The organism is Selenomonadales bacterium (genome assembly GCA_017442105.1).
In the GTDB taxonomy this organism is placed as follows: domain Bacteria; phylum Bacillota; class Negativicutes; order RGIG982; family RGIG982; genus RGIG982.
On sequence record JAFSAX010000120.1, the window covers coordinates 1 to 14,002 of the forward strand.

Annotated in this window: 11 protein-coding genes and 2 tRNA genes; 9 read left to right on the forward strand and 4 right to left on the reverse strand. The window is 47.2% G+C overall.

Going from position 1 to position 14,002, the window contains the following annotated elements; all coding sequences use genetic code 11:
- Positions 1–27: 27 nt before the first annotated feature.
- The 4 genes from ilvB to IJN28_04660 are packed head-to-tail and all read left to right on the forward strand — an operon-like array spanning position 28 to position 4,621.
- Complete coding sequence (ilvB, locus tag IJN28_04645) at positions 28–1,722, forward strand: biosynthetic-type acetolactate synthase large subunit (GenBank protein ID MBQ6713058.1); 1,695 nt, start codon at positions 28–30, stop codon at positions 1,720–1,722.
- The gene (gene ilvN, locus IJN28_04650) at positions 1,719–2,219 is read left to right on the forward strand and encodes an acetolactate synthase small subunit (protein MBQ6713059.1); all 501 of its coding nucleotides are present in this window, start codon (positions 1,719–1,721) and stop codon (positions 2,217–2,219) included. The genes ilvB and ilvN overlap by 4 nt, the downstream gene beginning before the upstream one ends.
- A gap of 30 nt (positions 2,220–2,249) precedes the next feature.
- Positions 2,250–3,404, forward strand: a complete 1,155-nt coding sequence (locus tag IJN28_04655; protein MBQ6713060.1) for an MFS transporter — start codon at positions 2,250–2,252, stop codon at positions 3,402–3,404.
- A 44-nt stretch (positions 3,405–3,448) separates the two neighbouring features.
- Positions 3,449–4,621 (forward strand): MFS transporter, encoded by a 1,173-nt coding sequence (locus IJN28_04660; protein MBQ6713061.1) that lies wholly within the window; start codon positions 3,449–3,451, stop codon positions 4,619–4,621.
- Between the two features lie 49 nt (positions 4,622–4,670).
- On the opposite strand, the gene IJN28_04665 is transcribed toward IJN28_04660, so the two are convergent.
- A complete protein-coding gene (locus IJN28_04665) occupies positions 4,671–5,606 on the reverse strand; it encodes a hypothetical protein (protein ID MBQ6713062.1) in 936 nt (311 codons plus the stop codon).
- A gap of 134 nt (positions 5,607–5,740) precedes the next feature.
- On the opposite strand from IJN28_04665, the gene IJN28_04670 reads away from it, so the two are divergent.
- On the forward strand, positions 5,741–6,127 hold the full coding sequence (locus IJN28_04670) for a hypothetical protein (GenBank protein ID MBQ6713063.1): 387 nt from the start codon (positions 5,741–5,743) through the stop codon (positions 6,125–6,127).
- 53 nt (positions 6,128–6,180) lie between these two features.
- On the opposite strand, the gene IJN28_04675 is transcribed toward IJN28_04670, so the two are convergent.
- The 3 genes from IJN28_04675 to IJN28_04685 form a co-directional block, all read right to left on the reverse strand.
- Complete coding sequence (locus tag IJN28_04675; protein ID MBQ6713064.1) at positions 6,181–6,504, reverse strand: YbjQ family protein; 324 nt, start codon at positions 6,502–6,504, stop codon at positions 6,181–6,183.
- Positions 6,505–6,631: 127 nt separating this feature from the next.
- Positions 6,632–6,708: transfer RNA gene (locus IJN28_04680), tRNA-Arg, on the reverse strand.
- 11 nt (positions 6,709–6,719) lie between these two features.
- A tRNA-Pro gene (locus IJN28_04685) sits at positions 6,720–6,796 on the reverse strand.
- 211 nt (positions 6,797–7,007) lie between these two features.
- Between IJN28_04685 and IJN28_04690 the strand changes: the two genes are divergently transcribed.
- From IJN28_04690 to mutL, 4 genes are all read left to right on the forward strand, one after another.
- Positions 7,008–8,090, forward strand: coding sequence for a metallophosphoesterase (locus tag IJN28_04690; GenBank protein ID MBQ6713065.1), 1,083 nt, complete (start codon positions 7,008–7,010; stop codon positions 8,088–8,090).
- 133 nt (positions 8,091–8,223) lie between these two features.
- Complete coding sequence (miaB, locus tag IJN28_04695; protein MBQ6713066.1) at positions 8,224–9,552, forward strand: tRNA (N6-isopentenyl adenosine(37)-C2)-methylthiotransferase MiaB; 1,329 nt, start codon at positions 8,224–8,226, stop codon at positions 9,550–9,552.
- A gap of 4 nt (positions 9,553–9,556) precedes the next feature.
- A complete protein-coding gene (gene mutS, locus IJN28_04700) occupies positions 9,557–12,130 on the forward strand; it encodes a DNA mismatch repair protein MutS (GenBank protein ID MBQ6713067.1) in 2,574 nt (857 codons plus the stop codon).
- Between the two features lie 6 nt (positions 12,131–12,136).
- On the forward strand, positions 12,137–14,002 hold a 1,866-nt coding region (gene mutL, locus IJN28_04705; protein MBQ6713068.1), incomplete at its 3' end, for a DNA mismatch repair endonuclease MutL.

Consider the following 14,002-nt stretch of genomic DNA (forward strand, 5'->3'; position numbering starts at 1 on the left):
CAATCTTCGCAAGGAGGAAGAAATAACATGTTATTGACCGGAGCAGAAATTGCGTCGGAAGTCCTGATCGAACAGGGCGTGACGGATATTTTCGGATATCCCGGCGGTGCCGTATTAACATTATATGATGCCGTTTATAAATCGAAGTTTCCGCATATTTTGACACGCCATGAGCAAGGTGCTGTTCATGCGGCCGATGGGTATGCGCGTATCACGGGCAAAGTCGGTGTTTGTTTTGCAACGAGCGGTCCGGGTGCGACGAATTTGATCACGGGTATCGCGACCGCTTATATGGATTCGATTCCTCTTGTATGTATTACAGGTCAGGTCGGTACATCGCTTATCGGTAAGGATTCGTTCCAAGAAGCCGATATGAGCGGTATTACGACACCAATTACTAAACATAATTATCTGGTCAAACGCGTCGAAGATTTGCCGCGTGTGTTGAAGGAAGCGTTCTTCATTGCATCGACAGGTCGTCCCGGTCCTGTCGTTATTGACGTGGCCAAAGATGTGTTTGCGGCAGAACTTGAATATGAATATCCCGAATCGGTAGAACTCAAAGGATATACAGGATTGTTCCTTGGTGATTCTGATGAGATCGAAGCCGCTTCGCAGGCAATGCAGATGGCACGCAAACCTATTATTTTTGTCGGCGGCGGTGTCGTACTTGCCGATATGGCGGATGAGATTCGTTCGTTCGTTAAGAAAACAGGTATCCCTGTCGTTTCCAGTTTGATGGGGATGGGTGTCATGCCGAGCAAAGAGGATTGTTATCTCGGTATGGTCGGTATGCATGGTACATATACGGCGAATATGGCTGTTATGCAGAGCGATCTTTTGATCGGTATCGGTGTGCGTTTCGATGACCGTGTAACAGGTATCGTGGAACAGTTCGCACCGAAAGCGAAGAAGATACATTTTGATGTTGATGCGGCAGAGATCAACAAGAACGTAGTCGTTGATTATCGCGTATGCGGTGATATTCGTCGTACACTTCCGATCTTCTGCAAAAAAGTTCTTCGTATCAAACAGGATTGGCGTTCGCATCTCTTACCGTGGCGTGCGTATCTCGAGAAGATGAAAGAACGCTATCCGTTGACATACGAAGCCAAAGACGGCGAGCTGCTTGCGCAGCACGTGATCGAGATGGTCAGCGATTATGCAAAAGATGATGCGATCATCGTAACTGATGTCGGTCAGCATCAAATGTGGACAGCACAGTTCTATAATTTCCGTCATTCGCGTTCGTTCTTGACGTCGGGCGGTCTTGGTACGATGGGGTATGGCTTGCCTGCCGCACTTGGTGCAAAATTGGCACAACCGCATCGTCAAGTCATTCTGTTTACGGGTGACGGCAGTTTGATGATGAATTGTCAAGAACTTGCGACAGCGGCTGACAATAATATTGATGTGAAGATCATTCTTCTCAACAACGGTGTGCTCGGTATGGTATCGCAATGGCAGCGTATGTTCTACGGTGAACGTTATTCGCAGTCGCAGTTTAAAACGAAGCTCGATTTTATCAAGCTGGCAGATGCAATGGGTATCAGCGGCATACGCGTTACAACGGAGGATGAGTTGGATACGGCGATCCATCGTATGTTTGCAACTGAAGGCGCAGTCTTGATGGAAGTCGTTGTACCGCCGAAAGAAAATGTTCTGCCGATGGTTGCCGCAGGCAAACCGTTGAATGAGATGGTATTGGGGGCAGAAGAATGAAAAAGTATTTGTTAGCACTTTTGGTTGACAACCGTCCGGGGGTATTGACGCACGTATCGGGTCTTATCAGCCGTCGTGCATTCAATATCGAGAGTATTGCCGCAGGTTATACGGAAGAAGAAGACGTTACTCGTATCAATATCGTGGTATCGGTCAACGATGAGTTGGAATTAGATCAAGTCGTCAATCAGCTCAATAAGCTCATTGATATTATCAAGATCGTCAACTTGACGAAATTCGATCCGATCCAACGCGAACTTGTTATGATAAAGGTTAAAGCAAGCCCTGCAACGAGAACGGATATTATGAATATCGTTGAGATTTTCCGTGCGAAGATCGTCGATATCAATCGTGAAACGATGGTCATTGAGTTGACGGGTGAGCAGAGCAAGATCGATGCGCTCTGCAACGTATTGAAAGACCATGAGATCATTGAGATCGCGCGTACAGGTGCGATCGCGTTGTCGCGCGGTCCGATCCCGGCGAAGAGATTGTAATCGGATTTTCGTTTATCGGAAGGTTTGATAATGAAAGAACTTATCACGCGGAACTACGTTCTGCTTTGCATCAGTAACTTTTTACAATTTATCATTCACTTTTTGTTGATAACGGCATTGCCGATCTTCGTCGGAGAAGTATTGGGTGGGTCGGACAGTCAAGTCGGATTGGTGATCGGAATGTATATGATAGGGGCGGTAATGATCCGCCCCTTCATTGGTAGATGGATGGATGTATACGATCAGAAGAAGATACTGGCGATGGTTGCCGTTTCGTTTTTGTTGCCGCTTACGTGCTATGCGGTGATAGAGAATGTTACGCTTTTTTTCATCTTGCGATTCATTCACGGTATCGCATTTGGTGCGCTGACGACAGCGACGCTGACAGCCGTCAGTACCTCGCTCCCGCGCAAACGAACGGGCGAGGGCATTGGATACTTCTCCATGTGTATGACGCTCGGTATCGTTATTGGGCCGCTTTTGGCACTGTCTATCATTGAAAAGTTCGGCTTTATCGCACTGTTTTTGGCGTGTGATCTGTTGGCATTTGCTATCGTGATGCTCGCGGTTCTGATGCGTTCGTGCTATGGGAAAAAGGCAGGCGAAAAGCAACCGCTTTCACTTCGAACGTTGTTTGAAAAAACGACAATACCGCTTGGTATCATTGGGATGTGTCCGACGTTTGCTTTTGCGGGTATCGCGACGTTTATTACGCTGTTTGCGCAGGGACTGGGGCTCTTGCCGTATGCCGCATATTATTTCTTGGTATCGGCGTTTGTCATACTCATATCGCGACCGTTCGTGGGACGAGCCTTCGATCGCATCAATGCCGATATTCTTATATATCCGTCTGTTATCATTATGGCCATCGGTCTGGCGATGCTTGCTATGGCAGAAACGGGCGCAGATATCTTGTGGAGCGGTGTGCTTATCGGACTTGGAAATGGCACGCTTTTTTCGTGCCTGCAAGCGCTCGTTATTCGAAATGCGCCTGTCGGCAGAACGGGGGCGGCTTCATCGACATTCTTTATCCTGTTCGATATCGGAAGTGCGGTCGGTTCCTTCTGCTTGGGCATCGTTGCACAAGAAACAAGCTATGTTGTGATGTATTTCGTTACATCGTTCGTTGCAGCTATGACAGGGGTATTCTATTATTTTTGGCGAAGAAATAACAAGGAAGCATGATAATGCTTCCTTGTTTCATGAAGTGAATCTTGTTATGAAAGGAGATGATAGTTACGGATCAAAACCAAAAAACAGTACCATTCACAGTCAATAACAAAGAGATCATGGCAGCACGCATGGCGTTTTTTATACCGAGTTTTGCCATGTCTACCTGGGCTCCGATGATACCGATCGTGAAAGCTCGTCTGAACCTAGATGCGGATATTCTGGGGATACTGCTCTTATGTATTGGTGTCAGTGCACTTGTTGTCATGCCAGTATCGTCGATGCTTGCTCGGCAGTTCGGATGCCGAACGGTGATCGCCGCAGGTGGTGTGCTGTCAGGGGTGAGTCTTGTGCCGTTGTCTTTCCTCGATAGTGTGTTGGGATATGGTATTGTTCTATTGTTATTTGGTGCAGCGCTTGGAATTGCAGATGTGACGATGAATATCAATGCTGTCGTTGTGGAGATCGCCGCTAAACGAAGATTGTTGAGCAGTATGCAGGCGTTCTGGAGTATCGGTTGTTTGACTGGTGTCGGATGTTTTGCATTTCTGGCATCATTTGGTATGTCTGTAGAGATGATCGCAATATTGCATTCTTTGGCTATATTGGCAATCGTTGGATACTATGGACGTGGATGGCTTACGTATCGGAGTGAGAATACGAAAAAAACATTCGTTATGCCTCGCGGTATCATAAGCATATTCGGTATCGTCATGGGGATATTGTTTCTTGTGGAAGGTGCAGTCATGGACTGGAGCGGTATCTTTCTTGCGGAAGAAAAACATATTGATATTTCTCTTGCCGGGATCGGTTATGCTCTGTTTTCGGCGGCAACGCTCTTTATGCGTCTTTTGGGCGATAAAATAGTACATATGCTTGGGGAGAAAACAGTCCTTTTAGGCGGCAGTGTTCTGGCGATGATTGGAGTAAGCATATTGGCATGGAGTGACAGCATTTATTTGAGTGGGACATCGTTTGCACTGATAGGGATAGGCTGTGCTAATATCATCCCAATCATATATTCTATGGTAAAATATCAGAAAACAATGCCAATCGGTGATGCTGTGGCATCGATCAGCTGTATCGGTTATATCGGTGTTATCTTAGGGCCTGCTTTATTGGGATTCGTAGCACAGACTATTGATATCAACGCTGTATTTGAGATGTTGGTTTGGTTGATGCTGCTGGAAGCGGGTTTGGCGAAATATATATTCATTAGATTAGAGCGATAAATGGAATATAAAAAGATACAAAACCACCCGTTTAAAGGGTGGTTTTGTATTATTCGGACAATATGCTGTTGATACGTTCGCAAAGAAGTTCTGCTATTTGCAAAAGGTTATGTTTGCTCGTGTAGCAGATTTCTGCCGATTGTGTAGTCGCTAGGTCGACTGCCTTTTTTGTGCAGGCATGTGACACGTGATTCGTATTGACGAGTAAGATATCGGTCGTCATTAGTTTTGCACCATCAAAATCCTGATTACCGAGGAAACGAAGATGCGGGAATGATTCAGCAGCCTTTTTCTGCCACGTGGGACTGCCTCCGATGACGCTGACGGTCAGCGTACGGGATAGGCGGTTCAGCTCTGCGATAAGTGGGTCTGTAGAGGGAACATCGTCTTGTACTTCTATATCCTCGACGACTTCGGAAGGAAACGGTGCGGGTCGCAGGCGAAGAAGTTCATCTTGTTGTGTACGTTCACGCTCCATCAACGCAAGATAACGTGTTTGCGATTCTTCCCATTTGGCTGTGAGTACCTGTATTTGCTTGTCTTTGGCAGACAGCAGTGTGGTCAGTTCGCTGATTTTCTCTTCGAGTGCGTGTTGATGCGCAAACTGATCTTTGCGCTGTTTTTGCGCGGCACGATGAAGCGATTTTACACGTTTGCTCGGAGAATCGTCTTCGGCTGGCGGGATAGACGTACTTTTTTTCAGCGTTGCTATCTCGCGTCGGAGAGAAGCGATCTCCGTTTGTTGGCGTTTGTTGTCTGCTTGCGCTTGCCGAAGCGTATTTCTTAGTGCTGTGATCTCATCGGACTTTTCGGTGACACGCGCTTCTGCCGAGAGTACGAGCTCTGTCATTTGACTGCAAAGCGAGGTTAAAGAAGCGGTCTGTGCGGACAGAGATGCTTCTATATTATGCTGCTCTTTGATAAGTGTATCACGCTTATCAAAGAGGGCAAGACGTTTAGCTGCGAAAAGATCATCTTGTGTCATGAGTAACATCCTTTTTTCGGTAATGATTTATATTATTAGACATAACAAAGAAAAATACCTTTTCGGATGGATGTTGACAAGATACGGGCGCGTTGTTGTACAATGAAGATATCAAACAGAAACGAGGATGCAATATGAAAAAGATATGCTTATTGATAATGATATGGATGGTCGCTCTGTCAGCTGTCTGCTGTGCTTATCAAGTCGATGAAACGAAGTGGGAACGCATCGAAGCAGACTGCGACCTTTTCTATGAAACGGCAACCGTTACCAGAGAGAATGGCGTTTGTCAAATGACTGTCTTGATGGCAACCAAAGGCGATGCGAAATATCTCATATCCGACTATCAGATCTATCGTGACACACGGACCATCGTCACAGTAAAACATGATATCTACGATTACGAAACAGACCGCAAAGTACACACTGTGCGTTATCCGTCATATTCGCCCAAGCATGTACCGCTCCAACTGCATGATGTCGGAGAAGAACTGTATCGTGTGGCATGGCCGGAAAAATGATATAACAAAGAGCATCGAGTTTTTTCGATGCTCTTTTACGTTTCCGTATGTGCTTATTTTACGATGACGGCGGTGCCCGATGCGCTTACCATGAGCATGCCGTTGTTTTGACCGATGACTTCATAGTCGATATCAATACCGATGATGGCATTGGCACCAAGCTTTTCGGCACGCTGCATCATTTCTTTGATGGCTTCTTCGCGTGCTTCTGCCAGTTCGGCTTCGTAAGTACCGCTGCGTCCGCCGAATACATCGCGCAGACCGGAGAAGATATCTTTGATGAAGTTGACGCCTGCTACGACTTCGCCGAATACGAGGCCTTTGTATTCAACGATCTCTTTACCTTGGATAGTTGCTGTGGTAGTGGTTATCATGATACGCCCTCCTTGATGATATCGTTATATCATAGTTTCTATTATGTAGAGGCAGTTTCCTTCTTTACCGGTGTAAGGGAAATAAAAAAAGACGTTTTTGAGTGGTTCAAAAACGTCTTTTGCATTCAAATGGTGATCCAGGAGAGATTCGAACTCCCGACCCACGGCTTAGAAGGCCGTTGCTCTATCCAACTGAGCTACTGGACCGTATGTAAGATTGGTCGGAGCAGCAGGATTCGAACCTGCGACCCCCTGGTCCCAAGCCAGGTGCTCTACCAAACTGAGCCATGCCCCGATGTCACAACAAATATAATACAATATATACAGTCGATTGTCAAATGCTTTTTTCTTTATTGTCGATTTTTTTACGGTTGCTTCGGATAGGCTATTTATCACAAGGTAGGTGGCTGTTGATGGGGTGGCATAAGACTGTGTGGGCTATGATGCTGGCTGTTATCATATGTTGTATATGCTGTGTATGTGTGTTTGCTGATGGGAGCGGAGAGATGCGATCCATTCGGCAGATGGCGGGGAGAGATGATTCGGTGCGTACTATCGTATGGCAGAGTGATGTACTTGATGAGCGGGCGAGGCTTTTATATCGGCGATACGGAGATGCGGCTGTGCGAGAGATGTGCCCCGAGGGCGAGCGATGCGTCGTTGGGGATGAGGTGTTTTTTCGCTATCAGGCAGAGATCAATGGTCTTGTACAAGGGGAGGAATACGAGTATTGTGTCGTAAACGGAGAGGATGCTGTATGGCATCGTTTTCGTGTGGCTGATGGCAGGTATACGGCATTTATTTTTACCGATTCGCAATGCGGTGGAGATTATCGCGTATGGCAGGAGGTCGTACAGGCGGCAAGAAGAGAGATGATTTCGGCAGAGTTGTGCTTGCATCTCGGCGACTTGGTCGATTGCGGCGCAGCGCGGTATCAATGGGAGAGATGGCTGACAGGTGCAGAGGAGGTGTTTTTGTCGTGTGTGTTCGCGCCGACGCTCGGCAACCATGAGGATTATGCGACCGATTGGCAAATGTCGCTCCCTCATTGGTATCGTGCGCTGTTTCCTGTGGTGAAGAACGATGAGGCAGAGCTTGACGGCTATGCGTATTCGTTTGATTATGGCGATGTGCATTATGTGGTGCTTGATACGCAAGCGGAGGAGTTGGCTGCATGGAAGAATGATTGGGTAAGTAGACAGGCTGTGTGGCTAAAACGTGATCTGGCACAGTCAAGTGCGCGGTGGAAGGTTGTCTTGTGCCACAAGCCATTCTATGAGATGGACGGTACGCTGACAGAGCATGGTATAGCGTGGATGCCTGTTTGTCAAAAGTACGGTGTACGATTGGTGCTGTCAGGGCATCATCATATCTATGCGCGTAAGGTAGTCGAGGGTATGACGATAATTACGGCAGGTGTTAGTGGTGACGGCACGGGATATGATGTGCAGGGTGATGGAGCGAATCAGGTTGCAAAGAGATGCGATATGCCGACTTATATGACGATGACGGTCATGCATGATATGCTTCGGTTACGGGCAGTACAGATGGATGGCGTAGTCATAGATGAGGTAACGATTTCTTCATAAGAATGACAATATAGAAGAAAGTTCTTTTCATAAGAGCCAATTCTTGATACAATAAAATGAAATGCTTTTTTATTTTAAGAAGCAGTCTGCGATTTGATAAGATACGATAAAACGATCATCAACATAGATAAGGATGGGGACTATGAAAAAATATTTGATTTTGACGTATGGTTGCCAAATGAACGAAAACGATTCACAGCGATTGGGCGGACTTTTGCAGAAGATCGGCTATGAAGAAACGACTGTTATGGAGGATGCTGATGCGATTCTTCTCAATACGTGCTGTGTTCGTGAGAGTGCGGAACTGAAAATATATGGTAAGATCGGTGAGTTGAAAGGCTTGAAACGCAATAAACCGTCGCTCATCGTTGGCGTGTGCGGTTGTATGGCGCAAAAAAATCAGAAGGCGCTGTTTAAACGTGCACCGCATATTGATTTTGTCGTCGGACCGAACAACCTTCATGATGTACCGAATATTATCGCACAGATAGGTGAAGAACGTAAACATATCTTGGCTACGGACGATATCATCAATACTGAGTCGGATCATGTACCGACGGTGCGCAAGCAAGGTATGACGGCATGGGTACCTATTATGTACGGCTGTAATAATTTCTGCACGTATTGTATCGTGCCGTATGTACGCGGTCGTGAGCGCAGTCGTACGATCGCTGAAATTTGTGCGGAGATCGAAGGCTTGGCACAAGAAGGCTGCCGTGAGGTCACGCTTCTTGGTCAGAATGTCAATTCGTACGGCAAGGGCACGGATGAGGGTGATTTTGCCGATCTGTTGCGTGCAGTAAATGAGATAAAAGGGATCGAACGTATCCGCTACATGACGTCGCATCCGCGCGATATGAGCCAGCGTGTTATCGACGCAGTACGTGATTGCGAGAAGGTGTGCGATCATTTCCATTTGCCAGTACAGGCGGGCAGTGATATTCTTCTCAAACGTATGAACCGCGGATATACGACGGAATATTATCGCGATCTTGTCAGACGTATCCGTGAAGCGAATCCGAATGCGACGTTGACGACAGATTTGATCGTCGGTTTCCCGGGTGAAACGGACGAGCTGTTTGAGGAAACGCTTGCGTTCGTCAAAGAGATGCGCTACGATGCGGCATATACGTTCCTCTATTCGAAACGGTCGGGCACGCCTGCCGCAGAGATGGACGAACAAGTCGATATCAAGGTAAAAAAAGCACGTCTGCAGAAGTTGATGGATATGCAAAATGAAAATAGCTTGGAATTGAATCAAGCGTATGTCGGTCGCATAGTCGAAGTCATGGTAGAAGGACCGAGTAAGTCGGACGAACAGACTTGGACGGGAAGAACGACAGGAAATAAAATTATTTTGTGGCCGTATGTTGGTACGGAAAAAGTCGGTGACTTGGTCAATGTGCGTGTCGATGTGGCACAGACTTGGCTGTTAAAAGGGACGTTACAGGAACGGGGCTGATGATATGAAAAAAGCACAGACACCGATGATGATGCAATACTTGGAGATCAAAAATCAGCATCCCGATGAGATTTTATTTTTCCGTCTGGGCGATTTTTATGAGATGTTTTTCGATGATGCGCTGTTGGCATCGCAGGAACTTGAGATCACGCTGACAAGCCGTGAAGGCGGTAACGGTACGCGTGTTCCGATGTGTGGTGTGCCGTATCATGCGGCAGAAAACTATATTGCGAGATTGGTGCAAAAAGGATATAAGATAGCTATCTGTGAACAGACAGAGGATCCGAAAGCGGTCAAAGGGATCGTAAAGCGTGAAGTCATCAAGATCATCTCTCCGGGGACAGTCCTGTCCGATTCGATGTTGACGGACAGTGGAAACAACTACCTTGTTGTTATCGTCGGCTCGACGACAGGCAAGATAGCCGTTGCGGCATCGGACGTATCAACAGGAGAATGTCTTTGGTCGATCTATGAAGGTGCGGGTGCACTGACCGATCTTCACAATCAGCTTTATCGCTTTATGCCGTCTGAGGTCATCAGTCTTGGTGAGTGGGTCGGCAACGAAGACGTGGAGCGATATTTGAAACAGCGTTCCAAGCAATGTTTGTTTACGGTGAAAGAGCGTGCGGACAGCGACTTGTCTGCGCTCAGAGAACGATTCGGCGAAGATGAGTGGCCGCAAGATGAGAGTGCTTGCATTGCGATCGATACGCTTCTTGCATATTTAAAAGACAATATCAAGACAGATATTGCACATATGAATCGCCTGACGCATCTCGATGCGTCGGAATATTTGATTCTTGATACGTTTACACTTCGCAATCTCGAAGTAACACGCAATATGAAAGACGGCGGTAAAAAAGAAACACTCTATGGTGCGCTCGATCATACAAAAACAGCGATGGGCAAACGTATGCTCAAAAAATGGTTGGAATATCCGTTGATGAATCGCGTGCGTATTATCGAACGACAAGATGCCATCGAAGAATTGTTGACGGCACCGATCTTGCGTGAAAACTTGCTTGATGCGCTCAAACAGATATACGATTTCGAGCGTATCTTGACGCGTATTGAAGTCGGGTCGGCGAATGCGCGCGATCTTTTAGCGCTCAAGGTATCGTTGGCATCACTTCCGACGGTGCAGGCGATCCTTGCCGATTCAAATGTACCGCTCTTGAAGCGACTTTATCGTCAGCTTGAAACACATGCGGATATTACGGCACTTCTCGAACGCGCTATCCATGAGGAACCTCCCATCTCGCTTCGTGACGGCGGTATGATAAAAGAAGGTTATTGTCAAGAGCTTGACGAGCTTCGTATTATTGCGCGTGACAGTAAGGCTTGGATCAGTGAGTTTGAGCAACGACAAAAAGAAGAAACGGGCATCAAGTCGCTCAAAGTCGGCTATAACAAGGTGTTTGGTTATTATATCGAAGTGACACATTCGAACAGTGCTTCGGTACCTGTTACATATGTGCGTAAACAGACGCTTGCCAATGCAGAGCGATACATTATTCCCGAATTGAAAGATTTTGAAAATAAGATACTCGGCGCGCACGAGAAGATCGTATCGCTTGAATATCATCTTTTTACAGAGCTTCGCGAAACGATCAAACAGCGTATCGTATCGATGCAAAAAAGTGCGGAGGTCGTAGCTGTGCTTGATACGATCGCATCGCTTACCGAAGTGGCAGAGCGATACGGATACAAGCGTCCCGATATCGTAACGACCGGTGAGATCACGATACGTGACGGACGACATCCTGTTATCGAGCGACTTTTAAAAGATGAACTCTTTGTTCCGAATGATGCGGAACTTAATCATACAGACAATGAGATCATGGTCATTACGGGGCCGAATATGGCAGGGAAATCGACATATATGCGCCAGACGGCACTTCTTATCCTGATGGCACAGATGGGTAGTTTTATCCCTGCAAGACAGGCTGCCATTACGCCTGTCGACCGCATTTTTACACGTGTCGGTGCAAGCGATGACTTGTCGACGGGGCAGAGCACGTTCATGATGGAGATGAACGAAGTCGCGCAGATATTGAAGCATGCTACGAAGCACAGCTTTATCATTCTCGATGAGATCGGGCGCGGAACGAGTACGTTCGACGGAATGAGCATTGCGCGTGCCGTTATCGAGTATATCCATCATAAGATCAAGGCTTGTACGATGTTTGCGACGCATTATCACGAGCTGACCGACTTGGCAGATGCGTATCCTACGATTCGCAATTATTCGATCGCCGTCAAAGAACGCGGTTCCGATGTGGTATTCTTGCGTCGTATCGTGGCGGGCGGAACGGATAAAAGCTATGGTATTCACGTAGCAAAATTGGCAGGCCTGCCGAAAGCCGTTATCGAGAATGCGCAGAATATCTTGGAACGACTTGAAAAAGAAAAAGGCGCACCGCTTGCGGTTGCCGCGCCGAAAGAAGAAAGTATGCAGATGTCGATGTTCGCATCGCCGATTGTTGACGATCTGTTAAAAATCGATATTCATGCAATTACGCCGATAGAGGCGTTGAATGAGCTGTACAAGTTGCAAAAACAAGCGCAGCGGGGGTGATAGAATATGGCGTCTTTGATTCAAGTTTTGGATGAACAGACGATCAACAAAATAGCGGCAGGGGAAGTTGTGGAACGACCTTCTTCTGTTGTCAAAGAATTGGTCGAGAATGCGATCGATGCAGGAGCGACCGAAATTACGATAGAAGTAGCGGGCGGTGGTGAAGAGCTGATCCGCGTCAGCGATAACGGAAAAGGCATGACGCGCGAAGATGCACAGCTTGCGGTACTTCGCCATGCGACGAGCAAGATTCGCTGTGCCGATGATTTGACGCAGGTATTGTCGCTCGGATTTCGCGGTGAGGCACTAGCTTCGATCAGTGCTGTATCGAGATTCACGCTTCAGACAAGGCAAGAGGGCAACGCTCTTGGAACGGAGATCGTTATCGAAGGTGGTACGATGCTTCGCACGGAAGATGCGGGCTGTGGATTAGGTACGACGATAACGGTGGAAGATCTGTTCTTCAATACACCTGCACGAAAAAAATTCCTCAAAAAACCGCAGACAGAAACGACGAATATCAATTATATCGTAACGAAATTATCTTTATCGCATCCCGAGATCGCGTTTAAATTGATCGCGAATCAGAAGATGCTCGTATCGACGCCGGGGACGAACAAGTTATTTGACACGATCGGCAGTCTTTATGGGGCGAAGGTCGCAGAAGAGATTTTACCGATCGATAAGACAGAAGACGGCGTGACGGTGCGCGGATATCTTGCAAAACCTGCTGTACTCAAGAGCAACCGTCAATGGCAGACATTTCTTGTCAACGGACGTACGATCAACAGCCGTTTCTTGGCAAAAGCTATCGACAATGCGTATCACTCACTTTTGCCTAAGAGCGGATTTCCGATGGTCGTATTGGAATTGACGTTGCCGACGGAAGATGTCGATATCAACGTACATCCGCAGAAAAGTGAGGTAAAATTTGCTGATGAAAGTAAACTGTATCGGCTCGTATATCATGCCGTTACCGAAGTGTTGACGAATGTGGCGCGTGGTGGCGATATTGCCTCCGATGTAGAGAAACCACGTTATCAAGCGTATATTCCGCAACCGCCGAAACAGCGCGAAGAATATCCGCGTCTTGATTTCGGTGTGTCGAATGCAACGAGTATGCCGAGCGTGCCAAGTAAACCGAGCTCTGTAACGTATACACCGCGTTCGTCGGCAGTATACGAATCTCAGCGTGTGGCAGAGATGAACGCACCGTGGGAGACGAGTGAGCCTACGATGCCGCTCAGTACGGCATATGCGATGAAAGAACAGCCCCTTCCGCAGGCTATCGTGCAAGAACTGCCCGTACAGGAAGAACGGTGCGAGCGATTCTATCCGATGGGGCAAGTATATGACTGTTATATCGTGGCACAGAACGACAACGGATTGTTCTTGGTCGATCAGCATGCTGCGCATGAAAGAATATTGTATGATCGTTTTGCGGCGGCGGCCGACTCTGTACCGTCGCAGCAACTGCTTATTCCGCAGATCATGGAATTTACGGAAGATGAGTGTGAAATTATTTCCGAGAATGAAGCGATCTTTATGAATCTCGGTTTTTCGCTCGATCTGATCGGACCGCAGACTTTCCGGTTGAAAGAGATGCCTGCCGATGTGCCGAGCGATGAAGCGGAAGCTATCATTCGTGAGATGCTCATGGCATATCGCAATATGCACGAACCGAGTGCAAGAGAACTTCGTCATCACGGCTTGCAGATAGCGGCATGTCGTGCGGCAGTCAAAGCCGGTGAAACGATGACGATGCGTCAGATGCAGATACTTTTAAATGAATTGAGTGAAACGACGATGCCGTATACGTGTCCGCATGGCAGACCGTGTATGATTCGATTCGATATCAAAGATCTTGATAAA